Consider the following 25,228-nt stretch of genomic DNA (forward strand, 5'->3'; position numbering starts at 1 on the left):
GGCTAGAGCTACTGTCTATGCATGACAAAGCCATTGTTTGCGTTGACTTTGTCAAAGGCGCGGCAGCGCATCGTCGCCAATTTGGCGGTGGCCGTGGGCAACCCGTTGCCAAAGCCGTCGGCATCAAAGGCGAATATATTCCGCGTATTTTGGACGCCACCGCCGGCCTTGGCGGCGACGCCTATGTGCTAGCGAGTTTAGGCTGCACCATGACGCTGATCGAGCGCACGCCGATTGCGTATTTACTGCTGAGCGACGGCCTAAAACGCGCTGCAGCGGACGCCAAAACCGCTGAAATCGCCGCCAGAATGACGCTGCATTTTGGCGATGGTCGTGAATGGCTAACTGAGCGCGCGCAAGGCTTAGGGCCGCTGGCTGCGCAAGAGTTTGACGTGGTGTTTTTAGACCCGATGTTTCCGGAACCGGGCAAACGCGCTAAATCCAAAAAAAGCATGGCCGCTTTTCAAACGCTGATCGGAGGCGACGAAGACGCCGACGCGCTACTGGCGCCTGCGCGCCTGATCGCAAAAAAACGCATCATCGTCAAACGCCCCCGCCTCGCCCCACTGATGGCCGGCGCTCGACCCGATTTTGTTTTTGACGGCGAAAGCACACGGTTTGATGGTTATTTGCCAACGGGTGGCATTCAAAAAGAATAATAACTGACGTATTGCCCGCCATGCCTTTTACCGACAAGACTCTCCAGCCAATACATCAAAAAAAAGGGCTTTGTTCAGATTACGTGTTGATGATTTTAAGTGCCTGCGGCACATTGTTTTACAGTCGCAGTCCGCGACGGGGACCCCATTTTCTTTGACTCGCCAAAGAAAATGGGGGAAAAGAAAGGCGACCCGAGCGCGGCACAGCATCAACACCAAATCTGAACATTACCAAAAAATGTAGGGCGTATTCGCCGCGCAGCGGCAATACGCCAGCTCCTCATTCGGCGTAATGCCTTTATGACCATGCCCAATGTGCCGCGAATTAGTTTAACCAGACAAAGAACTCACTAGACGACCGGTCTAGTTATGTGTAGGATGCAGCTATGACTTCTGAACACATCGACGTACGTCAGCATATTTTGGATACCGCCAAGCCGATTATTCTCGGCAAGGGGTTTTCGGCTGTCGGCTTGACTGCGATTTTAAGCGCCGCTGCCGTGCCCAAAGGCTCGTTTTACCATTACTTCAAATCCAAAGAAGCGTTTGGCGAAGCCTTGCTGGAGGATTATTTTGCCAATTACTGCCAGCGCTTGGATGAGATTTTTAATGCCCAAGGCTCAAATGCGAGCGAGCGGATGTTGGCGTACTGGGGTAGTTGGCTAGAAACCCAAAGCTGTGATGATCGCGATGGGCAATGCCTCACGGTTAAATTGGCCGCCGAAGTTTCGGATTTATCTGAAAGCATGCGCGGCAGTTTAGTGCGTGGCACTCAGCAATTATTAGCCCGTATTGCTCAGTGCTTAAGCGAGGGCGAGCAAGATGGCTCAATACCCCACTTTGCCAGCACCGAACAAACCGCACTGCATTTATACGAAATTTGGCTGGGCGCGACTTTACTCACCAAGATTCGCCGCGACCGCAGCGCGCTTGAGGGCGCAATGCAAAGCACGCGAGATATTTTAAGCTTGCGTTAATGACGCCCTGTTTTCCCCCGCGCGGCAGCCGAATTTGCCGCTGGGTATTTTATTGATCGCAAGACTTTTAGATAAATCGCAGCTGCGATTTATTTTTTAATTACCAACTAGACGACTGGTCTAATAAAGGTTTTATCATGACTAATTTTGAATTTTTTAATCCAACAAAAATCGTTTTTGGCAGCAACACCATCGCCCAACTTGAGCAACTGGTTCCAGCCAACGCCCGCGTGATGATTTTGCTCGGCGGCGAAAGCGCCCGCAAAAACGGCACACTCGCTGAAGTCAAAGCCGCGCTCGGCGCACGTGAAGTGCACGAATTTAATGGCATTGAACCCAATCCAACTTACGAAACATTGATGCAAGCGGTAGAGATGATTCGCGCCGAAAAACTCGATTTTTTACTCGCGGTGGGCGGCGGCTCAGTGATTGATGGCACTAAATTTATCGCCGCAGCGGTGCCTTTTGTGGGCGAGCCTTGGGATATCTTGACGCATTTTGGTGGCAACATCCAAAGCGCCTTGCCATTTGGCACGGTGTTAACGCTACCAGCCACCGGTTCAGAAATGAATCATGGCGCAGTGATTACGCAAAAAGCCACGCAAACCAAACTGCCATTTATGAATCCTTTGGTGTTCCCGCAGTTTTCGATCTTGGATCCAAGCAAAACCTTCACCTTGCCAGAGCGCCAAATCGCCAATGGCGTGGTCGATGCCTTTGTTCACACCATTGAGCAATACCTCACTTACCCCGCCAATGGCATGGTGCAAGATCGCTACGCCGAAGGTCTATTACAGATCTTGATTGAAATCGGCCCAAAAATATTAGCCAATCCACAAGACTACGATTTACGCGCCAATTTAATGTGGGCCGCCACCCAAGCACTCAATGGCTTAATCGGCGCGGGCGTGCCGCAAGATTGGTCAACGCATATGATCGGCCACGAACTCACGGCATTGTTTGATATCGATCACGCCCGCACGCTGGCGATCGTCCTGCCGGCCAGCTTGATGCTGCGTAGCGAAAGCAAACGCGAAAAACTATTGCAATACGCCGACCGCGTTTGGCATTTACACCACGGCAGTGACGACGAGCGCATCGCCGCAGCGATTGAAAAAACCCGTGATTTCTTTGAAGCCATGGGCATCAAAACCAAATTATCTGATTACGACTTAGGCCCAGCCGCCATCGACGCCGTCATTAAGCAACTCGAAGCCCACGGCATGACGCAATTGGGCGAACGCAAAGATGTAACGCTTGAAATCAGTCGCGACATTTTAACTGCCGCACTATAAACAAAGCCTTAGCACCGGGCCATGTCCAAATCGACTGGCCCGTTTCAACCTTAAAGGATGCGCAATGAGCAGCAATCGCCAAATCGTTTTAAATTCCCGCCCCGTGGGCGCGCCAACACCAGCCGATTTTCGCCTCATCGAATCGGCGATACCAACGCCAGCGGCGGGCGAAATCCTGCTTCGCACCACGCATCTGTCGCTAGACCCCTATATGCGTGGCCGCATGAGCGATGCCCCCTCTTACGCGCCACCAGTTGCGCTGAACGACGTGATGGTTGGCGGCACGATTGCCCGCGTTGAAGTATCAAACAACCCGCAATTTAAAGTCGGCGATGTGGTGCTTAGCTATAGCGGCTGGCAAGACTACGCGATTTCTAACGGCGAAGGCGTGAATGTCTTACCGGCTGATATGGCGCAACCGTCGATGGCGCTTGGCGTACTCGGCATGCCCGGCTTTACCGCCTATATGGGTTTACTCGATATTGGCCAACCTAAAGCCGGCGACACCGTGGTGGTAGCGGCGGCAAGCGGCGCAGTGGGCGCGATTGTCGGCCAAATTGCTAAGCTAAAAGGCTGCCGCGTGATCGGTATTGCCGGTGGCAAAGACAAATGTGACTACGTCACCAATGAGTTGGGTTTTGATGTTTGTATCGATCGCAAAGACGCCGACTTTGCCGCGCAATTGGCCGCAGCCTGCCCATCTGGGATTGATGTGTATTTTGAAAGCGTTGGCGGTGCGGTGTTTGACGCCGTTTTGCCGCTACTAAATGTCGGCGCGCGAATCCCTGTTTGCGGTTTGATCGCGCATTACAACGATAAACAATTACCCGCAGGGCCAGATCGACTCGGCTTATTGATGGGCACGCTATTAAAAAAACGCATTAAGATGCAAGGCTTTATTATTTTTGATGATTACGGCCATCGTTACGGCGAATTTTTTAGCGCGATGAGTCAATGGCTAAGTGAAGGCAAAATCAAATTTAAAGAAGACGTCGTGCAAGGTCTAGAAAACGCCCCCGAAGCCTTTATGGGCTTACTAGAAGGCAAAAACTTCGGCAAGCTCGTCGTTCGCGTCGAACAATAATCCACCTAAAGCCAGCGATGGCTGCAGCAATAAAAAACCCGCCCGACTGCGCTAAGCACATCGGGCGGGTTTTTATTTTTCGTTGATGCGGTGCCTTATCCTTATTAGCTCACAAAGCTATACCTTAAATTGCTCGACGCGGCCGTTGAGCTCCAGCACCAGCGTTTTAAGTTGGCGCACCGAATTGGCGGCGCCGCCGACTTCGCGCACATTGTTTTCTGCCATGCTCGAAATATCCTCCACATTGCGCGCAATATGCTGCGTGGCGCGACTTTGCTCTTGTGTAGCGCTCGAAATCTCGCTCACCAACGGCCCCACTTGCGCCGAATGCTGATCTAACTGCGCCACCAACAAATCGGCTTGCTGCGCCAATTGCGCGCCCTGTCTTGCGCGCTGACTCACGCTTTCGATATTACCCACCACGCTTTGCGTTTCTTGCTGAATTTTCTGGATCGTTTCGGTGATTTGCTGCGTCGATTGCCCTGTTCGCTCGGCCAATTTACGCACCTCATCGGCAACCACCGCAAAACCTCGGCCGGTTTCTCCGGCGCGCGCCGCTTCAATAGCGGCATTGAGCGCCAATAAATTGGTTTGATCGGCGATTTCACGAATCACGCCAACGATTTCGGAAATCTGCAAAGAGCGCTGCCCCATGCTATGCACTGCACCAGCCGAAGAATCAATGTCATTGGCAATTTGATGCATTTCTTCGGCGGCGGCCTTCACCGCTTGCCGACCGTGGCCAGCCAACTCACGCAATTCGCGCGTTACATCGGCGGTGCCACACACATTGGCCGCCACTTGATCAATGCTGGTACTAATTTGCTCAATCGCCACCGTCACCGACGCCGCTGCGCGATGCTGGGCCACCGAGCTTTGCTCAACGGCTTGCGAAGAATTCACCAATTGATCGGTGGTTTGCGACACTTGCTGCGTGGCGCTAGATACGCGCATTAATAACTGCTGCAAGCTGGCAATCAACGCATTAAAGGTGTCAGCGATTTCGGCTAGATCACGATTGCCGCTGATTTTGACCCGCCGCGTTAAATCGCCACTATCGGCAATTTGCTGCATCGCCACACGTAAGGTATCTAAAGGCGAGGTAATACTGTGGGCAATCCACAGCGATGCTAGCAATAATACGCCAGCCACCAGCACTAAAGCCCCGCCCAAAAATAAAGCCCGCTGCTTAAAAATCGCGTCCAAGTCGTCAATGTAAATCCCCGAAGCAATCACCCAACCCCAAGGCTGAAACAATTTAGCGGTCGAGATTTTGGCCACTGGATTGTCTTGCCCCGGTTTAGGCCACAGATAGCGAACAAACTCAACCTGCCCACTTTGCGCCGCTTTAACAAGTTCAACGACAATCGGCACGCCATTTTTGTCTTTGAGGCCGGATAAATCTTTACCCGTTAGCTCAGGCTTGATCGGATGCTGCACCATGCGGTACTGCGGATCATAAATACTAAAGTAATTGTCTTGGTCGTAACGCAGGTTTTTTAACGCCGCTTTGGCTTGCGCTTGCGCGGCCTCTTTCGACAGGCTGCCGTTTTTTTCTAGCAGGCCGTAATGCGCAATCACGCTGTGGCCCAATTCAATCAGACTTAAAGTTTTGGCCTCCCGATCTTCGAGCATCGATTGCCGGCTCGACAGCAACATCGCAATACCAATTCCCAATAAGCCGATCAGCGCCAAGCCGGTCAACATCCATAATTTATGTTTAATTCGCAAAGCGACACGCATCGTCAATCACTCCATCAGGCAGACCCACTCACCATAGCTGACTTAATATGAAATTTTCATGAATTTTATTTGTATAGATTGCGCTGCAAAAAATGAACGCCTCGCTGACCCAGGTATTTTTAATCTCGCAATGGAACTTCATTCGAGCAGTGCGCTCTACTGGATGCGAACAACATAATTGGAGTGCAGCATGAGTACCGCAGAAATTGTCTTATATGGCATGGGCGCAGCTTGCTCGATTTCGTTTTGCCAAATGCTGCTGGCGCGGCAAGATCGTATTGAGTTGATTTTTATGGGCACCTGCAGCGGATTACTGCTGGTTGGTGGCATCGCGGTTTAATATACCGCTTTATCGCTAGGCCCACGGCTCAGCGATAAAGCCCCCTTCATGAGCACCACGCTAAGCTGCGATCACCGCGCAAGTTGCATCTCTCCCCCAAATCAAGCCGCACCACATCCTGTCCTGTTTTGTCCCCCATCTTGTCGTTTCTTGCGCTCACTTTAGCGAAACCCTTGTTTTACACTGCTTCTGTCACCTTCAAAATCAGCTAACAAATCGCTAAAGGGTAAAAAATGTCCAGATCCGCACTGCTTGTTATTGATGTCCAACAATCTTTTTTTACAAGCGCCTTACTTTAACGCCAGCGATATGCCGCTATATCAAGCCAAGCAGATCGCGCTCATTACGGCTTGTCAGCGCCAGCACATTCCGGTTATTCGAATTTTTCACGTTGAAAAAACCGGTCATTTTTCAAAAGCATCCGGCTGGGTGAAACCCATGGATTTTTTACCGCCACACCACGGTCCGGTATTTGAAAAAACCGTGCATAACGCGCTGCTTGGCTCGGGACTACACGAATACCTACAACAGCAAGGTATCGAGCATTTAATTATCAGCGGCATCCGCACCGAGCAATGCTGCGAAACGACCGCACGGGTGGGGTCTGATTTAGGCTACTCGATTGATTTTGTCACCGAGGCGACGTTGACCTTTGCCATGCAACACGCCAATGGGCAAAGCTTTAGCGCCGACGAAGTCAAAACGCATACCGAGCTGGTGTTAAGCGGCCGATTTGCTCGAATTTGCAGCATTGATCAGCTGGTTTCCAGCTGGCCGGCGCTCGCTCACGCCTAAAACCCGACACCGATGGTGCGCCAATGAGACCAAAAAACGGGGGTATAGGCGGCTGAGATTGGGATAATTTACGCTACAGCGCAATACATCAAAATCGGCTTTAGATTTAAACTAGTGCGCCCACCACGATTAAGCACGCTGCATTCAGTGTGTTCTACAAGGAAACCCACCATGCCAGCTCGTGACCTACTGCTCGCTCTCGTTGTTGTTTTAGCGTGGGGCTTTAATTTCGTCATCATCAAATGGGGTTTGGTGGGTTTACCTCCGCTACTGTTGGCCAGCTTACGCTTTGCTGCGACGGTATTTCCTGCGGTGTTTTTCTTACGTCGCCCTAATCTGCCGTGGCGCTATCTCATCGTTTACGGCCTGACTTGGGGATTGTGTCAGCTGGGGTTTTTATTCTCGGCCATGGCCAACGGCATGCCGGCCGGTTTGGCGTCAGTAGTTTTGCAATCGCAAGCCTTTTTTACGCTGATTTTTGCTGCCGTGTTCTTAAAAGAATCCTTCAAGCACAGCCAACTCATTGGCCTATTGATCGCGGGTATTGGCTTGTGGCTGATTGGCAGCAGCCACGGCCAAAGCATGACTTTGCTCGGGTTTATCATGACGCTACTGGGTGCGGCGGGTTGGGCGATGGGTAATGTGATTTTAAAACAATGTACGCAGCAAGGCCTGCAATTTGATGTGTTGGCCTTTATGGTTTGGGCATCGATTGCGCCGTTGATTGGCTTTATTGGTTTAAGTTTATGGCTAGAAGGCCCACAAGAAATCGCCACTGCCTTGCAGCATTTTTCAATGCAATCGTTGTTGGCCGTGCTGTATCAAGCGATTTTTGCCGCCCTGCTGGGGATGAGTTTGTGGAATTTACTGCTTAAACGCCATCCAACCAACCTCGTCGCACCATTTAGTTTGCTGGTGCCTTGGGTCGGTTTAAGCGCTGCCGCACTATTACTAAACGAGCAATTATTGCCGCAGCAATGGTGGGGTGCGCTGCTGTTGATGAGCGGCTTGGTGGTTAATATTTTTGGCGGACAAATTCGCCAACTGTGGCAAGCACGTAAACTGGCGGCGCAAAACTAGCCCGCAGGGCGCGCTTTACTCTGTGGTCTGCTGTTGTGGTGCTGGCTGCTCTCACTACAACACTGAATCCGTCAGTCAATCCAGCGTCATCAGCATTTAATTCATGCATAATTTATGTCTGCGTCAGTATTTTCACTCATGGCGCTGACTCAATAACAAGGCCTTGCATGCTTGATTTATATTTTGTGTTAACCCCGCAATTTATGTTGCTCGATTTAGCTGGCCCAGCTGAAGCGTTTCAAATCGCTGCGCTGCATGGCGCAAATTATCAAATCAATCTGGTGTCACCACTCACTGAGCTCACCTCCTCAGTGGGGCTAAAACAGCACCAGCTCGCGCCCTTGCCGACGCCGATTCCCGCTGGGGCGACGGTGATTTTGATTGGCGCGCAAAATTCGCAGGTCAACCTCAAAAACGCCGAATCCCAGCAAGTGGTCACTTGGCTACGCCAGTATTTTGACGCGCAGCAGCATCAACTGGCCTGCGTGTGCTCAGGCAGCATGCTGGCGGCAGAAGCGGGTTTACTCGATGGCCGGCAATGCACCACCCACCATGAAATCATTGATCGCTTACGCCAAACCGCGCCCTTAGCCCACGTGCACGACGATCGTTTATTTGTGCAAGACGGCCCCATTGCCACCAGCGCGGGGATTTGCTCAGGGATTGATTTGGCACTGCATTTAATTGAGCAAGATGCCGGTCCTTTGATCGCCCAAAGCGTCGCGCGCGAGATGGTGGTTTGGCTACGCCGTAGCGGTCAAGATCCACAGCTTTCGCCTTGGCTGGCGCACCGCAATCATTTGCACCCGATGGTGCATAAAGCGCAAGACTTAATCAGCCGCCAAGTCACTGAGCGCTTAACGCTGGCGCAAATTGCCGAGCATGTGCACACCAGTAGCCGCAATTTAGCCCGTTTATTTTTACAGCACTGCGGCATTACGCCGCATCAATATCAGCTGGATATTCGCCTTGCTACCGCTCGGCAATTACTGCAGCAACCGCAGTTATCCATTGAGCGCATTGCTGAGCAAGCTGGGTTTACCTCGACCCGCGATTTTCGCCGCGTTTGGCAACAGCAAACCGGTAAACTACCCAGTGAAAGCCGTTAAGCGCTGGCATCGCCCCTGTTACGACAAACCCTGCCAACTACCTCTTTGTTGATACGCCAGCGCCGCAATCGCCCGTCATCACGCCAGCGCCAGCACCGCCGCTAAAACTCGCTGGCCAATGCCAAATAGCATCTATAAAAAAACCACAGTATTGCTACCAAGCCATTGATATTCAATACATCAAGCGCAATACCCCTATAGAAAATCGAATAAATTTGCGGTGGCTTGGCTCACAAAATGAATGTTAATAGTTCACAAAACCGTGTCAGCTATTGTTTTACAGGGGCAAAATAAGCAATGCTCGCGCCAATTGCTTAGGAGAAAGAATTGTTATCACAAAAAAAATCATGGCCGATGTGGCTAAAAATTATGCTGGCGCTCGTCCTTGGTGTTATCGCGGGTTTGGTCGGTGGTGAGTGGATTAAGCAACTTAAACCGATTGGCGACATCTTTTTAGCCTTGCTAAAAATGACCGTGATTCCCGTTATTTTTGTGTCTTTAGTGTGCGGCATTACCGCGCTAAAAGACTTAAGCAAGATGGGTCGCGTTGCGGCAAAAACCTTAATGATTTACGCCGTAACCATGGGTATTGCGGCGGCCATTGCGATGCTGTTGTCGATGACCTTTGGCATTGGCTCAGGCATGAGCGCCATGCTGCATGGCGTGACCGCGCCAGAAATGCAAACAACCTCTTTGCTCGACACCATGATGGGGATTTTTCCTGACAATCCATTTAAAGCTTTTGCCGAAGGCCAAGTGCTACCGATCATTGTGTTTGCCATCTTTTTTGGCATTGCGATCAATAAAGCCGGTGCTGCCGGTGAGCCGGTGCAGCGCTTATTTGTTTCGCTCAATGAAGTGGTGTTTAAGCTGATTTTGATGGTGCTCTCTTTTGCACCTTACGGCGTGTTTGCGCTGATCGCCTATGTAACCGCCGACAATGGCTTTCGCGTTTTAGGCGAATTAGCCTCACTGGTTGGCGTGATTTACCTCTCGTGTATGTTAATGCTGGTGGTGGTTTTTCCTCTGTTATTGCGTTTGTTTGTACTGCCGGCTTGGCCGTTTCTTCGCAAAATGCTACCGGTGCAGCTGTTTGCGTATTCCACCGCGTCGAGCAATGCCACTTTGCCACTCAATATGGAAACCTGTGAGCATCAATTGGGCGTACATAATTCAATTGCCTCGTTTGTATTGCCTTTAGGGGCAACGGTGAATATGAATGGTTTGGCGACGTATTTGGGCGCAGTCGCGATTTTTGCCGCCAACGCCGTTGGCATTGAATTGACCTTACTGCAAATGGTCACGGTGATTATCACTACGGTTTTAGCGGCCATTGGCGCTGCCGGTGTACCGGGAACAGGTTTGATCGTGATGAGTTTGGTGCTGACTTCAGTCGGTCTACCGCTCGAAGTGGTGGCAGCGATTGCCGCAGTGGATCGCATTATCGACATGATGAACACCGCCACCAACGTCTCTGGTGACTCGCTGGCGGCCGTATTGGTGGCGCGCGCTGAGGGTGAGTTGGATCTGGCGACTTATCGTAATTTAAATAACGACACCGAATAATCATTCAATCAGGCCCTTGCTTGGGCCGCAGCCCCATCAAGTCCAGTAGGATTTGATGGGGACAATCCCCGCAGCACACTCCCGCCTTAACCTGTCGTTACACATAACACCGACCAATCCACCCAAAAACTTACACAAAACATCAAGCAAAGCCACTTGCGTGTAAAATCACGCCTTCACCCCGCTGATTTTGGATTACACCGCCCATGCTGGCTCTTCATTTTGTCTCTCGCTGGCTCACGCAAACCATGCCCGGTATCACCTTGCTGCGGCATTACCCTAGAGCATGGTGGTCCAATGATTGGCGGGCAGGGATTTCAGTCGCCGCAGTGGCGATCCCCGTTGGCGTGGCTTACGCCCAATTAGCGGGAATGAGCCCGGTGGCCGGTTTATACGCCAGTATTTTACCGCTGCTCGCGTATGCGCTATTTGGCTCATCACGCCAACTGATCGTGGGGCCAGACGCAGCAACCTGCGCAATGATTTTTTCCACCCTTGCGCCGATTGCCGCTGGTGACGCTACGCTCTATGTGTCGTTGTCGGTGAGTTTGGCCTTGCTCACCGGCGTGTTTTGCCTGATTGCCAGTCGTTTACGCTTGGGGTTTTTGGCTGACTTTTTATCTCCACCGATTTTGGCCGGCTTTTTAAATGGCGTAGCCATCAGCATTGTTGTTGGCCAGCTGGGCAAAGTCTTGGGTTTTAACTTTAGCGACAACGGTTTAATCGAGCGCCTGATTGAATTGCCATTCAAACTGCTCGAAGCACACCCCATCACAGCTGCAGTCGGCCTGGGTACTTTACTAATACAACAGCTGGCGCGCCGCTTATTACCGAGCTTGCCATCGGCCTTAGTGGCGATGGTGATGGCCGGTTTAATGGTTTTTGTTTTCCGCTTGGATCAACACGGCGTCAGCGTCATTGGTGCCCTGCCCGCCGGCTTACCCAAGGTGCATTGGCCGGTGCTGCCCTACTCGCAACTGGGTGAGTTACTCGGTGCTGCCGCTGGTTTGGCTTTAATTAGCTTTAGCAGTGCCATGCTCACCGCGCGCAGCTTTGCCGCTAAAAACCGCTATGACATCGACGCCGATCGTGAATTTACTGCGCTGGGCATGGCCAATATTGCCGCTGGTTTTTCCCAGGGCTTTGCCATTAGCGGCGCGGACTCCAGAACCGCAGTCAATGACGCCATGGGGGGCAAAAGCCAAATGGTCAGCATTGTTGCCGCACTCACGATTGCGATTGCCATGCTGCTCCTCACCCCCGCTTTGTACTTTGTGCCGATTGCAGCATTAGGCGCGGTGTTGATTACTGCGTCTTTAGGGCTGATGAATTTTGCCAGCATTCAACACTTTCGCTTACTTGGGCGCGGCGAATGGGTGATTGCCATTGTGACCTTAATTGGGGTGGCCTGTGTTGGCGTGATGCAGGGCATGTTGTTTGCCGTGTTACTGTCGACATTGCGGCTGTTAATTCATATTGCCCGCCCACAAGAGACCTTACTCGGGGTGTATCCAACAGGACAATCGTTTCATGATTTAAAGCATCACCCCGACGCGCAAGCCATTAGCGGTTTATTGGTCTATCGTTTTGAGTCGCCGCTCAACTTTTTTAATGCCAATTATTTCCGTCAGCGCGTGCTGTCCTTAGTCGACGGTAGCGTAAGTCCAGTGCAATGGGTGGTCATCGATGTGGCAACGATTTCGCAAATTGATGCTGCGGGTGAACAAGCCATGTGGCAATTGCAGCAAGCGCTTGCTGAGCGAAAAATTCGCCTCGCTTTAGCCGGACGCAAGCGGCAAATCGAACGCCGCGCTCAGCAGCAAGGACAGCTTGAGCGCATTAAGCGTGACTTTTTATTGTTTTCTACACTCAAGCAAGCGCGTATTGCTTATGAACAGCACTTGCAAGCGCAATACGATTTAAATCATTGCCCCGAAGGAGCCACACCATGAGTAAAAAAAATCTAAGTCCTAAAACCCAAGCCGCAGAGCATGCAGCCATCAGCCCAAAGCCGGCCCTATCCGAAAAAACCTATCTGTCTGAACTGCGCAAACTGCATATTGAGCTAGTCAAGATGCAACGCTGGGTACAAGAACGCGGCCTGAAAGTGTGCATTATTTTTGAAGGCCGCGATGGCGCGGGCAAAGGCGGCACCATTAAAGCGCTGACTGAGCGCGTGAGCCCACGCACCTTTCGCGTCGTGGCACTACCGGCACCCACCGATAGAGAAAAAACCCAAATGTATTTGCAGCGCTACATTGCCCATTTACCTGCAGCGGGCGAAGTGGTTATTTTTGATCGCAGTTGGTATAACCGCGCCGGCGTTGAGCGCGTAATGGGCTTTTGTACGCCAGAGCAAACACAGGCATTTTTGGTGGGCGCGCCGCAGTTTGAAAAAGCCATCATCGATTCGGGGATTATCTTGCTCAAATACTGGCTTGAAGTCACCCCTGAAGAGCAAGAACGGCGCTTACGCGATCGCATCGACGACGGCCGCAAAACCTGGAAGCTCTCGCCCATGGATATTTTGTCGTTTAACCGTTGGGACGACTACACCAGCGCCCGCGACGACATGTTTAAATATACCGACACCGAATTTTCACCGTGGTTTATCGCCCATTCAGAGGACAAAAAACGCGTTCGGCTCAATGTGCTCAGCCATATTCTGGCGCATGTGCCGTATGAAGATTTACCGCAAGAACCGGTTAAACTGCCAAAAAGAAAAATCAAAGTCAGCAGCAATACCGAACATCCACTGCGCATCGTGCCGGAAAAATTCTAATCAATAAAAAACACCCCGTATTGAATCGCCCTATCGGCGGTTCACGGGGTGTTGATTTCAATCAGCCAATTTCAATCACAATCGATGCTGGGTATCACCGACCACTAGCGATTAGGTTTTTTTGCGCTTAAGTTTTTCTAGTTCGGCCTTGGCAATATGCCGCTCTGCTGCCGCTTGCCGCTCTTTGAGCGCAGTGGCTTTTTTCCACGCATTTAAAGCTAAAATCCGCTCGGCCTCGGTATTGTCATCTTCAATCTGCCCCGCCGCCTGATGATCTTGCTTTAAGCGCTTGGCATCTTGCTTGTCTTGATTAACTGCCATTTGTCTCTCCAATGAAAGTACAGAGGTATTTCAGTGCAGACTATTTTTTATATAGCCCACATCTAAATACCCAACAAGATAAGGCCGCGATCAGATTACATATTGATGCTATGCCGCGCTCGTCGGTCTGGAGCTTAAACACCCGTCCAAGCGCACCGAGTGAGGAGAGAGACAAACAGCTTTATCGTTTGGCTCACGATCGATCGAGGGCACAGCGGAGCTGGGCGCGCTCGGGTCGCCTTTCTTTCCCCCTCTTTCTTTGGCGAGTCAAAGAAAGAGGGTCCCCGTCGCGGACTGCGACTGTAAAACAATGTGCCGCAGGCACTTAAAATCAACAATCAACCCTTATTTCGCTACTGCTGTCCCTAGGCTGGACAACTCGCCTTGTCGATTAAAGCTAATGCCACCTGGCACTAAGGGAACAAATAACTGCCCAGAGATCGTATACGCTAGCGATTTACTTTGGATGGCTTTCAGCTGCTTCCAAATATTACTCAGATTGGTCGTTACATTGACTTTAACCACCGCCTCACCCAAGCGCGGCAAAGTTACTTTTTGATTGGAGACGCCGGTCGCAAAGGGTTGGCCATTCACGTCGAGCTTCATCTTCAAGCCATCAATCGGCAAAGCCATATCGTTCGGATTGGTCACGCGCAATGACACCACAAATTTCTGCTCCAGCAAGCCCAAATCCAGCACTTCTAAACCAGCTAGATTCACTTGTGGCTTTTCAAAATTAACGATGCCGCTACACGCACTCAGCAAACTCAAGGCCAAAACACCGACTATTCGCTGCAACCACGTCATACCAATTCACTCGTTGCTAGTAAAATCTGATTAAACCGCTCAAACAACTCGCCTTCGATCAATAGCGCGCCTCTTTGCTCTGGGTGAATCACCGCAAAGCTAATATCGGCCTCAGCCACCACTTTGCCATTGTCTTTACGCACAATGCGCTGATGGATTTTTCCTTCGCGTGGCAATAACTCAACCAAGCGCGTTTCAATCAGCAACTGATCGCCCATTGTGGCGGCGCGGATATAGCGAATATCGACACGGCTGACGACTAAGGCCATTTTTTGCGCCATAAACCACGACAAATCGCCGTACTCTTCCATCAAGCCCCAGCGCGCTTCTTCCAAAAATTCTAAATAACGCGCGTTATTGACGTGACCATACAAATCCAAATGAAACCCATGCACTTTAATGGGGGTGAGATGCGCCATAACCAACACTCCTAGATCAATTCAAATCACTCGTTCGTAAAAAATCACATCTTCGCCAAACCAGAGGTAATCTGGCCATTGATCGCTATTTTGCACGGTATTTAAATAAAAAACAGTCATATAGAACACGCTATGTACTATTATTTTTGCCGCAATGCTTTTGTTTGCTGCAGTTCTTGTGGATAATCGCCCAATCTTTGTTTTACTCCTTGATTTGACGACATGGATTGGCGCCATTCTCGCTCTTTGCGAATCAGTTTTTTGCTCGTCCTTACACTTACGGCCTTGCTGGGTATTTTGCCGTACTTTTTATCGTCAGACCTCGTTCGCGATCAATTGATATCAGCAGTCCAGCGAGATACCGAGCGTAAGCTCGACATTCGTGGCAGCGCCCATATGGTGCTGCTACCGCGTCCGGCTGTGCTGATTAAAAACGCCACACTCACCGAACCGAAGCAAGACACAGTTTTTGCCCATGCCGACGCCATTAAAGTGGTGTTTCGCCTATGGCCTTTAATTAGCGAAGGCAAAGCGGTCGTCAATAGTATCGAGGTTGAAAAACCCGAGTTAACCGTTATTCGCCACGATGATGGCACGTATAATTTTGAAGATCTGCTGCAAAGCAAGGGTCAACTGATTCATTTGGCCTTGGATCGCTTTAGTTTTTCTGACGCGCAACTGGCGTTGCAAGATGATTTAGTCAATGAAACATTGCATTTAAGCCAACTCAATCTAGAGCTCGATAATCTCACCGACCCCAAAAAAGGCGATTTAAGCCTAGACGGGCAAATTTACCTCAATAACAATGGCGAATCAGCCCGCTGGCGCGGCAAAATCAAAGGCTCGGCCGCGATGCGCTACGTTGAGCAAGAGCGGCGCTTACATATCGCCGATATTAAAGTGGCACTCACGCAAGAAGGCGCCAGCGATGCGGGGCTTAAAATCAGTAATACTCAGCTACAAATTACCGGCAATTTAAATTATGGTTGGGATCCATTGCGACTGACTGGCGGTGATTTAAAACTCACAGGATCGGCCAATCGCGCTGGGCAGCAGTGGAAAACCACGCTCGACGTGCCCGAAATTCGGCTCACCGACAGCGCATTGGCGCTCAATCGCTTGCAGTTTGATCTGGAAATGCAAGACAAAGACACTAAATTTAGCGCCTCGGCCACCGTGCCGACGCTTAGCGGCGCGCAAAGACATTTTTTACAAAGTAATACCGCCAAAATCAGCGTTAAATTTAATAGCCCAGAACAAAATCTGGACGTGGTTTTTAGCACGCCACTGGCCATTGAGCGCGGCAATGTAACGCGGTTATCCAATTACCGCCTCACCGGCAGTTACACCAACCGCAGCTTGCCACGCGGTGCGATTCGCTTGGATTTAACCGGCAAGGGTGATATTGATTTACACAATGAGCTGATCAATCTCGATAGCAATGGCACGCTAGACTACGAGCCACTGCACGCGCAAATTGGCATGGAAAGCTTTGTTGACCCGCAGTTTCGGATCAATATGAATCTGGCCAAATTTGATTTAACGCCTTATTTACCCGCCGTGGCCGCTGGGGCCAAAAAGAGCAATCCCAATCATAATTTTGATTTGTGGTGGCTAGAAAAATTCAACGCCATTGGTTCAATCAAGATTGGCGAGTTGGTACTGAATAATTTGCACGTTGACGATTTAGACGTCACCTTAATTGCCCGCAAAAATCGTCTGGTGCTCGATCCACTGTCGGCCACACTGTACGAAGGGCAATTGGCTGGGCGAGTTGAAATCAACTCAAGCCAAGCGGTGCCATTTTTCCGCGTTGAGCAAACCTTATCCAATATGAATATCAACACTTTGCTCACCGATACCTTAGACACCAGCCGCTTTGAAGGTCGTAGCAATCTCACCATTGATGTGACCGCCAAAGGGCAAAACTTGGCGGACTTACGGAAATCGGCCAACGGTAAAATCAAAGCCAGCCTCAAAGAAGGCGCGATTCGCGGCATCGATATTAGCGGCTTACTGAGTTCGGCCAGCCAGCAAATCAAACTCATGAATGGCGAAGTGAGTAAACCGGATCATAGCAATGGCAAAACTAATTTTTCTGAGCTTAATGCCACCTTACACCTTAAAAATGGCATCGCCGAAAATCATGATTTGAGTGTCAGCGCCGATGTATTAAAACTCAACGGTGGCGGCACGCTCGATTTGGTGGCCGGCACGCTCGATTACCAAATGCAAGCCAGTGCCAATCCCAAAGTACCTGAATTGGCCGGTTTAATCGGGCTCACCCTACCGATTAGCTTTAGCGGACCGATCCAAAATCCGGTGTATAAAGCCGATACGGCCAATTTAAAAGAACAAATCATTGCGCGGCAAACCGCCGAGGCACAGGCAAAAATAGATCGCGCCGCAGCAGCACAAAAAGCGCGTGAAGAAAAAATTGCCGCACAAAAAGCCGCCGTCGTAGCCGAACAAAAAAAAGCGGCACTCGCCGCCAAAAATAAAGCGCGTAGTACGCAGCGCAAAACCACCAAAGCAGTCAAACCTTAATGCCGGATTTTTCTTTACGTTTACGCCAATGGCAGCAGCAATATGGCCGCCATCATTTACCGTGGCAAGTGAACGATGCCTACCATGTTTGGCTGTCTGAAATCATGCTGCAGCAAACGCAAGTCAGCACGGTGCTCGACTACTACCCGCGTTTTTTACAGCGTTTCCCAACGCTGGCTGATTTGGCCGCCGCGCCGCTCGATGATGTGTTGGCGCTGTGGAGTGGACTGGGTTACTACACCCGAGCAAGAAACTTGCATGCCTGCGCCCAAGCAGTGATGCGCGATTTTGCTGGGCAATTTCCTAACGACCCAACACTCATTGCCACCTTGCCCGGTATTGGGCGCAGTACCGCAGCAGCGATTGCGGCGTTTTCTTATGGCTATCGGGCGGCGATTTTAGACGGCAATGTCAAACGCGTGTTAACGCGTTGGGCGGGGATTGAAGGCTATCCGGGGGTAAAAGCCATCGAAAACCAGCTGTGGCAATTGGCTGAATCCTTACTCCCCGCCAACTGTACCGATACCCAGCAAGCGGCCAGCGAAATCAAAGCGCATACCCAAGGGCTGATGGATTTGGGTGCGACCATTTGCACACCCAGAAAGCCCAGCTGCTTATTGTGCCCCATCGCCAGCGATTGCCAAGCCAGGCAGAGCGATCGGCAAGCGGTATTGCCGACCAGAAAACCGAAAAAAACCATTCCAGAAAAATCCACCACCATGATTTTTTTGCGTAATGATCAAGGCGATTTATTGCTCGAAAAACGCCCGCCAACTGGCATTTGGGGTGGATTATGGAGCTTGCCTGAAGTCGCGCAGGATGCCGATCCCGTCGCCCAAATCGCAGATAAATTGGGTTTAAACATTGCGCTGAGCAGCGCACTCCCAGATTTTGTTCACGTATTTACCCATTACCGTCTCACCATTACCCCGCAATTGGCGCAACTGGTGGGCAGTGATTGCGCCAAAGACAGCGCCAATACCGCATGGTTTAGCCCTGCAGCAGCACTGGCGGCCGGCATTCCAACGCCCTTGCGCAAAATTATTCACTCGATTTAAACCACCGCGCTGGGGCTTTATGCTTGCGGGCAAGCGCCAAGGCCAAACGACGCTAGCGTTTACTTTTGCGATTGGGGCATTGACTGCAGTCTTTCACTTCGCCGATTTTTTCTAAAGATTGGCTTAAAGCACACACCGAGCGGCGGCAAGCAACAAACCGTACTTGCTCGTCATTGGCTAATTCTCGATACGCCTTCATCACGTTGTGACTTAAAAAATCAGTAAATAAAATCAATAAATCAGCGCCATTCAAACTTGGTGGTTTGCGCTGGTGCGCCACATTGCGCCCGCTCACATGCTTTTGCACGGTAATACCATGCTCAGCGAGCAACTGAGGAATGTTGCCTAAGGTATCGGCGCCAACCAGATATGCATTCATTGATAAGCCTTCGTTCAGCGTGTGAGGTGAAATGATTATCATTTAAATGAGAATAATTATCAATAGCAATTAAGCAATATTTCAGCACTTGAAACTTTTGCGTAAATAATGCAAAGTATTCAGGGTTTTTACCTGGCTTGCTTTGCATCAAACTGTAACCAGCCCAAATCAGGCTAAATACTTCATCCTTCACCGCGCACAGGGAATAAAGCCAAGATGTTGATCGTGATCCCCAAAGAAAGCCAACACGGCGAGACCCGGGTCGCCGCCTCGCCTGAAACGGTTAAAAAACTCGTAAAACAAGGACATCAAGTTCGCGTTCAATCGAGTGCCGGCCTAGCAGCAACATGGTCAGATCGCGATTACCTCGCCGCTGGCGCGAGCATTGGCGACGAAACAACTAGCATGTATAGCGATGCAGCGCTTATTTTAAAAGTGCTAGCGCCCAATACCCAAGAAATAGCCCTTTATCCTGCGCACGCCGCGCTGGTCTGTCTATTTGATATCCATCGCTACCCGCATCTTGGTTTACTCGCCGCCAAGCAAATCGATGCTTTCGCACTGGAATTGATTCCACGGATTAGCCGTGGACAAAGCATGGACGTGCTATCAAGCCAAGCCAATATTGCCGGCTATCGTGCGGTATTGTTGGCGACTCATTACTTCCCGCGCTTTATGCCGATGCTGATGACCGCCGCCGGCTCAGTCAAACCCGCACGCGTTTTGATTTTGGGCGCTGGCGTGGCGGGCTTACAAGCGATTGCCACTGCCAAACGTTTGGGCGCGGTGGTTGAAGTGTTTGATGTGCGCCCAGCAACGCGCGAACAAGTTGAATCACTTGGCGCTAAATTTGTTGAGGTTGAACTCTCGAGTGAAGAGCAAGCGGCGTTTGCCCACACCGGCGGCTACGCCAAAGAAATGTCAGACGATTATCGTCAACGGCAAAGTGAGTTGATTGCACAACAAGCAGCGCAAGCCGACATCATCATTAGTACCGCCCTCATTCCGGGCAAAGCCGCACCGATTTTGCTGACCGCAGCCACCGTGGCGAGGATGAAAGCCGGTAGCGTGATCATCGATATGGCCGTCAGCCACGGCGGCAATTGTCCGCTGTCGCAAGTCGATCAAGTGGTGATCAGCGACAACGGCGTTAGCATTGTGGGGCAAAGTAATTTAGCCGCTTTAATGCCAACCGATGCCTCGAGTATGTTTGCGCGCAATGTGCTGACGTTTTTAGCGCTATTGGTCGATAAAGACGCCAATTATGCACCGCAGCAAGGCGATGAAATCGTCCAAGCCACGCGGGTTTGCCACGCCGGTAGCATTTATTTTGCTAGTGCCTCGGCTGGCTTTGCCGCTCAAGTCACCGCCGCCCAATCCAGTCAGACCAGCGCGGTACCGGCCACTGCTGACGCCATCACAACTGATGACATCACTGCAGATGCCAACACAGCAGACGTCATCACTGCAGACGCCATCACTGCCTAAGGAAAACCCATGTCTATTCTTGCCCTAACCGCGTCTACAACGGCCATCGCCCCCATCGCCCATGCCGCAGCGAGCGATCCCTTCATGGCCAGTTTAACGATTTTTGTCTTGGCGATTTTTGTCGGCTACCACGTGGTGTGGAATGTCACGCCAGCGCTGCACACGCCGCTAATGGCGGTCACCAATGCGATTTCCGGGATTATCGTCGTTGGTGCCATGTTGCAAGTGGTGGATATCAACGCCCAGCAAATTACGCTCACCAGCGTTCTTGGCGCGGCGGCGATTTTCTTGGCCAGCATTAATATTTTTGGCGGCTTTTTGGTCACTCAACGCATGCTCGATATGTTCAAATCGAAAAAAGGAGCGAAATAATGGCGAACTTAACGGCCCTGCTCTATCTAGTGGCTGCGGTACTGTTTATTTTATCGCTACGCGGACTGTCCACACCGCACACCGCTTTGCGCGGCAATTTATACGGCATGGTTGGCATGGCGATTGCCGTGGCAACGACGTTTTTTGTCGCCAACAGCCCGGTGGTATGGCTGATTGTCGCCGCAATGGCCGCTGGCGCCTTGGTGGGCGCATACAAAGCGCGCACCGTGGCGATGACGGCGATGCCAGAACTGGTGGCCGCAATGCATTCTTTGGTCGGTTTATCAGCGGTCCTCATCGCCATTGCCGCGGTGTTCCATACCGGAATGAGCCACACTGGCGCGCAGCAAATTGAGCTATTTTTAGGCGCATTCATCGGCGCGATTACCTTTACCGCCTCGGTTGTGGCGTATGGCAAATTGTCAGGCAAGTTCGGCGCGCGCGCGATCAACTTTAAAGGCCAGCATTTACTCAATCTGCTACTGGCACTGACCATGGTCGGACTAGGGATGGCGTTTTACGCCACTGGCAGCCAAGCAGCGTTTTTAGCCATGGTGGCGATTGCCTTGACGCTCGGGGTGCTGCTGATTATCCCAATTGGTGGCGCCGATATGCCGGTGGTGGTGTCGATGCTCAATTCATATTCGGGCTGGGCGGCGGCCGGTATTGGCTTTACGCTGGATAATCCGGTACTGATTATCGCTGGCGCTTGCGTTGGCGCATCAGGCGCGATTTTGTCGTACATCATGTGTAAAGCGATGAATCGCTCGATTGTGTCGGTGCTACTCGGTGGCTTCGGCGCTGAAGTCGCAGCCGCCGGCCCAGCAGGCAGCGCGCAAAAAAACTATCGTTCAGGCTCGGCTGACGATGCAGCATTTTTAATGGAAAACGCCGAACGCGTAATTATCATCCCCGGCTACGGTTTAGCGGTGTCGCGTGCGCAACATGCGCTGCAAGAGCTGACTGATTTACTCACCGAGCGCGGTGTCGATGTGCGTTATGCGATTCACCCAGTGGCTGGACGTATGCCCGGCCACATGAATGTGCTGTTGGCCGAGGCCGAAGTACCCTATGAGCGCGTGATCGAAATGGATGAAATCAATAGCGATTTTGCCAGTACCGACGTGGTGCTGGTGATTGGTGCCAATGACGTGGTCAATCCTGCCGCCAAAAACGATCCAAGCAGCAGCATTTATGGCATGCCGATTTTAGACGCGTATAAAGCGCGCACGGTGATGGTGGTCAAACGCTCAATGAGCGCTGGTTATGCGGGGCTCGACAATGAGTTGTTTTATATGGATAAAACCATGATGGTATTTGGCGACGCGAAAAAAGTCGTCGAAGGGATGTTGCGAGCGGTGCATTAATCGCTCTTTACGCCACGAATGCATCCGCATTCGTGGCGGCGGTCCGGTCCCAACATCACACGATAACGCACACGCCGCTGACCGTAACCGCGTAAAACGCGGTAATGCCAAACGCTATTCATCAGCAAAAAAAACCGCCACCTAAGCCATTTTGACGGTTTTGTGCTGCGGGCTGAGCCAGCGATTGACGTTGATTGAGTGGTAACAGAAAGAATGCGCTTTAAAACCCAAGGCCGCTTTCTGCGGCCTTTTGTCATGGCCTTTTGCAATTTCTACGAGTCAAAAAACCAAGAACAAGGTAAGCTTACGTTTTACTGCAGAAAGAACGCCATGATCACCACCACCAGCACCGACCAAACCGGTCGCCCAACGCCAAAACCCTGCCCAAAATGCGGCGCCATCGCCGAGCAGCACAAAGCCGGATCAAATCGCTTTTGGGTGCAATGCAGTAAGCTGGGTAAAAACGGCAATTGCAGCGGCATCGGTCAGCAAGGCAGCAATAAAAAAGAAGCCATTGCCAACTGGAATTCGCTCCGCTAAGACGGCATGGGTATTAATTGCCAAGCCTTATAATACAAAGCCTAGCAAGACATACCCACTAATCATTGAGCATAGGCAACAGCGGCAAATCGGTCACGCCGACATCAATCCCCTGTTGCATCAGCAAGGTACTCACTTGGCCGCGATGATGCGTTTGGTGATTGAAAAAATGCTGTACCTGCACCCAGCGTGGAATGGTTTGGGTAAAACCATACACCTTACTAGTCCACGTCACTGGCTCATTTAGCCAAGCCGCATCCAAACCATTGGCCCAGTCAATGATCCGCGCATCGAGCGCAATCCGTGCGGCGTGCAACTCGGCAAAATCAGCGTAAACATCCACGCCCGATGGTGAGCTAATCAGCGTTTCTCCAGTAAAGCGCGATAACCACATTAAATCCCCCCAAACAATATGATTGAGCGTGCTATGAATCGACTTAAAAAACGCCCCACGATCCGCCTTGCGCTCAGCATCGCTCAAGGAGGCAGCGGCAGCGTACATTTGCTGATTTTGCCATTGGTTATACGCCGCCATCAGTTGCGGCATGTTGCCTTGAAACATAAACCCTCTCTTATTCAATCGATTCGGTAAGGAGCACCACTTTGCCGCAATTGCGACTGGCGGCAATGTATTCATGCGCGGCTTGCGCGTCTTTGAGCGCAAAAGTGCGATCGAGCGTAATGCGATATTGGCCACTAACGATGCGCGGCAACACGGTATCGCGTAGCGCCTGCGCCAATTTGGCCTTTTCAGCTAGCGCTTGGCTGCGCAGCGCCGAGCCTTGAATTTTTTGCCGCTTAACCAGCAATAGGCCCAAATTAATCTCGCAGCTCAGGCCTTTGAGTAAGCCAATCACAATAATACTGCCATCGCTATTGAGGCATAGCTGATTGGCGGCGACATAATCGCCGCCCACCGTATCTAAAATTAAATCCACCCCGCCAGCGGCTTTAAGCGTGGTCGCAAAATCTTGGCTGCGATAATCAATGACTAAATCCGCGCCCATATCGCGACAAAAAGCCTGCTTTTCGGCTGAGCTGGTCGTGACCGCCACCCAAGCGCCGACCGATTTAGCCAACTGAATCGCCGCCGCGCCAACACCACTGGCTCCTGCGTGAATCAATATCCGCTGCCCAGCTTTGAGCTGGGCAATGTCGATTAAATTCAACCATGCCGTCATCCACACCTCGGGCAAACTGGCCGCCGCTGCAAAATCGAGGGTATCGGGCTTTAAGCAGCAAAGCGATTGATCGAGCAAGCAATACTCGGCATAAGCACCACCACCCACCAAGCCCAACACCGCGTCGCCGACCGCAAAATCGCTCACGCCCTCGCCCAAGGCCACCACCACGCCTGCCACCTCCAAACCGATGATCAGCGACTCACCGGCGGGCGGCGGATATTTGCCTTGCGCCTGCATCAAATCAGCCCGATTCACCCCCGCCGCCATTACCTGAATCAGCAACTGGCCCGCTGCCGGCTGCGGGGTCGGATGTTCAGTCAAAACCAATTGTTGATTCAGCGTCGTAATCGCCAACATAAGCCACCTCGATAAAGGGAAAGAAAAGGGTTGAGTGATCGGAAAACAGAGTTAATTCGATCTTCATAACAGGGATACTTTCACTGACGTTTCAAGTAAGCGCTATTGCTATAGTCACGGTTTCCATCAGAGAATAGCGCAATATTGTAGGGTCGCCTTCAGGCGACCAAGTCGGCTAAAGCCGACCCTAACTGAAAGAATCTTGTGGCCACCAACTGAATTCGTCTAAACCATGCGGGTGAAGCTTCACAAACATTGTGCATTCGGCGCACTACGCTGCGCTTTGAGTGCGCCCTACACGACGGAGCCTACACCGCTAGATGTTGTAAGTTGGGCTAAGCGCCAGCGCAGCCCAACAATCGCGCGGTCAACGTTGGGCTATCGAGCCCAAGCTACCGAGCTGGACTGGTATTACGAGCATGCTTAAGTACATCGTTTTTCCATTCCAACTACATGCAAACCATTTACTTTTGGCTGCCCTACGCCTGCTGCGACAGGATAATCCTCAACGTGGCCAGACAATAGATACCCTCTTCGCTCATAAAAAGCCTGCAGTTCAGGCCTAGATGAAAGCACTGAAATTTTTAAAACATCAGACTTAAAATTGGCTATGGCATACTGCTCTGCGTACGCAAGCATCTGTTTACCTATCCCTTGTGCTTGGCGCAAGGGATCAGTGGATAGCATGCCAATATAAGCCGCCGCATCACGTCGCTCGACGTGAACACAAGCCACAAATTCAGTGCCCTCGCAAAGCAGTAAAATTGCGGATTGCGGCTGAAATAGCTCTTTAATTTGCTCGCAGTTGGTTCTATCTCCCGAAATCAACGCAGCTTCGTGAGTCCAACCTTTTTCGGTAGATCTAGGTCGGTAGGCTCTGTTCACTAGTTGTGCGATTTCTTCTGCGTCGAGTTCAAGTGCGATACGAAAAAGTGTTTGCATTTTAAATAGCTGCAGCT

Annotated in this window: 25 protein-coding genes; 17 read left to right on the forward strand and 8 right to left on the reverse strand. The window is 51.2% G+C overall.

The window, feature by feature from the left end:
- The 4 genes from Q0V82_RS12945 to Q0V82_RS12960 form a co-directional block, all read left to right on the forward strand.
- On the forward strand, positions 1-659 hold a 659-nt coding region (locus Q0V82_RS12945; RefSeq protein WP_297576401.1), incomplete at its 5' end, for a class I SAM-dependent methyltransferase.
- A 386-nt stretch (positions 660-1,045) separates the two neighbouring features.
- Positions 1,046-1,636 (forward strand): TetR/AcrR family transcriptional regulator, encoded by a 591-nt coding sequence (locus Q0V82_RS12950; protein WP_297576403.1) that lies wholly within the window; start codon positions 1,046-1,048, stop codon positions 1,634-1,636.
- Positions 1,637-1,773: 137 nt separating this feature from the next.
- Positions 1,774-2,931 carry an iron-containing alcohol dehydrogenase gene (locus Q0V82_RS12955; RefSeq protein WP_297576405.1) on the forward strand — a complete coding sequence of 386 codons (1,158 nt, stop codon included), beginning with the start codon at positions 1,774-1,776 and terminating at the stop codon, positions 2,929-2,931.
- A 64-nt stretch (positions 2,932-2,995) separates the two neighbouring features.
- A complete protein-coding gene (locus Q0V82_RS12960) occupies positions 2,996-4,015 on the forward strand; it encodes an NADP-dependent oxidoreductase (protein ID WP_297576407.1) in 1,020 nt (339 codons plus the stop codon).
- Positions 4,016-4,132: 117 nt separating this feature from the next.
- On the opposite strand, the gene Q0V82_RS12965 is transcribed toward Q0V82_RS12960, so the two are convergent.
- The gene (locus Q0V82_RS12965) at positions 4,133-5,758 is read right to left on the reverse strand and encodes a methyl-accepting chemotaxis protein (RefSeq protein ID WP_297576409.1); all 1,626 of its coding nucleotides are present in this window, start codon (positions 5,756-5,758) and stop codon (positions 4,133-4,135) included.
- A 190-nt stretch (positions 5,759-5,948) separates the two neighbouring features.
- On the opposite strand from Q0V82_RS12965, the gene Q0V82_RS12970 reads away from it, so the two are divergent.
- The 7 genes from Q0V82_RS12970 (at position 5,949) to ppk2 (ending at position 13,430) form a co-directional block, all read left to right on the forward strand.
- Positions 5,949-6,098, forward strand: coding sequence for a hypothetical protein (locus Q0V82_RS12970; RefSeq protein WP_182075118.1), 150 nt, complete (start codon positions 5,949-5,951; stop codon positions 6,096-6,098).
- Positions 6,099-6,359: 261 nt separating this feature from the next.
- Complete coding sequence (locus Q0V82_RS12975) at positions 6,360-6,893, forward strand: isochorismatase family protein (protein ID WP_297576411.1); 534 nt, start codon at positions 6,360-6,362, stop codon at positions 6,891-6,893.
- 171 nt (positions 6,894-7,064) lie between these two features.
- Positions 7,065-7,973: an EamA family transporter gene (locus tag Q0V82_RS12980; protein ID WP_297576412.1), complete on the forward strand. Its 909-nt coding sequence runs from the start codon at positions 7,065-7,067 to the stop codon at positions 7,971-7,973.
- A gap of 167 nt (positions 7,974-8,140) precedes the next feature.
- Complete coding sequence (locus Q0V82_RS12985; protein ID WP_297576414.1) at positions 8,141-9,082, forward strand: GlxA family transcriptional regulator; 942 nt, start codon at positions 8,141-8,143, stop codon at positions 9,080-9,082.
- A 327-nt stretch (positions 9,083-9,409) separates the two neighbouring features.
- Positions 9,410-10,648 (forward strand): dicarboxylate/amino acid:cation symporter, encoded by a 1,239-nt coding sequence (locus Q0V82_RS12990; protein WP_297576416.1) that lies wholly within the window; start codon positions 9,410-9,412, stop codon positions 10,646-10,648.
- A 206-nt stretch (positions 10,649-10,854) separates the two neighbouring features.
- Positions 10,855-12,600: a SulP family inorganic anion transporter gene (locus tag Q0V82_RS12995; RefSeq protein ID WP_297576418.1), complete on the forward strand. Its 1,746-nt coding sequence runs from the start codon at positions 10,855-10,857 to the stop codon at positions 12,598-12,600.
- On the forward strand, positions 12,597-13,430 hold the full coding sequence (ppk2, locus tag Q0V82_RS13000; RefSeq protein ID WP_297576420.1) for a polyphosphate kinase 2: 834 nt from the start codon (positions 12,597-12,599) through the stop codon (positions 13,428-13,430). Before Q0V82_RS12995 ends, ppk2 begins: the two co-directional genes overlap by 4 nt.
- Before the next feature lie 111 nt (positions 13,431-13,541).
- On the opposite strand, the gene Q0V82_RS13005 is transcribed toward ppk2, so the two are convergent.
- The 3 genes from Q0V82_RS13005 to Q0V82_RS13015 form a co-directional block, all read right to left on the reverse strand.
- A complete protein-coding gene (locus Q0V82_RS13005; protein WP_297576422.1) occupies positions 13,542-13,751 on the reverse strand; it encodes a hypothetical protein in 210 nt (69 codons plus the stop codon).
- Between the two features lie 345 nt (positions 13,752-14,096).
- A complete protein-coding gene (locus Q0V82_RS13010; protein WP_297576424.1) occupies positions 14,097-14,558 on the reverse strand; it encodes an LEA type 2 family protein in 462 nt (153 codons plus the stop codon).
- Positions 14,555-14,977, reverse strand: coding sequence for a thioesterase family protein (locus Q0V82_RS13015; RefSeq protein WP_221022686.1), 423 nt, complete (start codon positions 14,975-14,977; stop codon positions 14,555-14,557). Before Q0V82_RS13015 ends, Q0V82_RS13010 begins: the two co-directional genes overlap by 4 nt.
- A gap of 222 nt (positions 14,978-15,199) precedes the next feature.
- On the opposite strand from Q0V82_RS13015, the gene Q0V82_RS13020 reads away from it, so the two are divergent.
- Positions 15,200-17,524 carry an AsmA family protein gene (locus tag Q0V82_RS13020; protein ID WP_297576427.1) on the forward strand — a complete coding sequence of 775 codons (2,325 nt, stop codon included), beginning with the start codon at positions 15,200-15,202 and terminating at the stop codon, positions 17,522-17,524.
- Positions 17,524-18,582, forward strand: coding sequence for an A/G-specific adenine glycosylase (gene mutY / locus Q0V82_RS13025; RefSeq protein WP_297576429.1), 1,059 nt, complete (start codon positions 17,524-17,526; stop codon positions 18,580-18,582). The genes Q0V82_RS13020 and mutY overlap by 1 nt, the downstream gene beginning before the upstream one ends.
- A gap of 52 nt (positions 18,583-18,634) precedes the next feature.
- Here mutY and Q0V82_RS13030 read toward each other — a convergent pair whose 3' ends face one another.
- On the reverse strand, positions 18,635-18,961 hold the full coding sequence (locus Q0V82_RS13030) for a DUF2325 domain-containing protein (protein ID WP_297576431.1): 327 nt from the start codon (positions 18,959-18,961) through the stop codon (positions 18,635-18,637).
- A gap of 216 nt (positions 18,962-19,177) precedes the next feature.
- Here Q0V82_RS13030 and Q0V82_RS13035 point away from each other — a divergent pair, with 216 nt between their 5' ends.
- The 4 genes from Q0V82_RS13035 to Q0V82_RS13050 all read left to right on the forward strand — a co-directional run bounded on the left by Q0V82_RS13035 (position 19,178) and on the right by Q0V82_RS13050 (position 22,728).
- Complete coding sequence (locus Q0V82_RS13035) at positions 19,178-20,449, forward strand: Re/Si-specific NAD(P)(+) transhydrogenase subunit alpha (protein WP_297576433.1); 1,272 nt, start codon at positions 19,178-19,180, stop codon at positions 20,447-20,449.
- A gap of 84 nt (positions 20,450-20,533) precedes the next feature.
- Positions 20,534-20,821, forward strand: a complete 288-nt coding sequence (locus Q0V82_RS13040) for a proton-translocating transhydrogenase family protein (protein ID WP_297576444.1) — start codon at positions 20,534-20,536, stop codon at positions 20,819-20,821.
- Entirely contained in the window at positions 20,821-22,188 is a 1,368-nt protein-coding gene (locus Q0V82_RS13045) for an NAD(P)(+) transhydrogenase (Re/Si-specific) subunit beta (RefSeq protein ID WP_297576435.1), read from the forward strand. The genes Q0V82_RS13040 and Q0V82_RS13045 overlap by 1 nt, the downstream gene beginning before the upstream one ends.
- Before the next feature lie 330 nt (positions 22,189-22,518).
- Positions 22,519-22,728: a Lar family restriction alleviation protein gene (locus Q0V82_RS13050; RefSeq protein ID WP_297576437.1), complete on the forward strand. Its 210-nt coding sequence runs from the start codon at positions 22,519-22,521 to the stop codon at positions 22,726-22,728.
- 58 nt (positions 22,729-22,786) lie between these two features.
- Here Q0V82_RS13050 and Q0V82_RS13055 read toward each other — a convergent pair whose 3' ends face one another.
- The 3 genes from Q0V82_RS13055 to Q0V82_RS13065 form a co-directional block, all read right to left on the reverse strand.
- The gene (locus Q0V82_RS13055; RefSeq protein ID WP_297576438.1) at positions 22,787-23,290 is read right to left on the reverse strand and encodes a DinB family protein; all 504 of its coding nucleotides are present in this window, start codon (positions 23,288-23,290) and stop codon (positions 22,787-22,789) included.
- A 10-nt stretch (positions 23,291-23,300) separates the two neighbouring features.
- Complete coding sequence (locus Q0V82_RS13060) at positions 23,301-24,269, reverse strand: NAD(P)H-quinone oxidoreductase (protein ID WP_297576440.1); 969 nt, start codon at positions 24,267-24,269, stop codon at positions 23,301-23,303.
- A 423-nt stretch (positions 24,270-24,692) separates the two neighbouring features.
- The coding region (locus Q0V82_RS13065) for a GNAT family N-acetyltransferase (protein ID WP_297576442.1) at positions 24,693-25,228 on the reverse strand (536 nt) is incomplete at its 5' end.

It is taken from the genome of uncultured Deefgea sp. (assembly GCF_947072475.1).
In the GTDB taxonomy this organism is placed as follows: Bacteria; Pseudomonadota; Gammaproteobacteria; order Burkholderiales; family Chitinibacteraceae; genus Deefgea.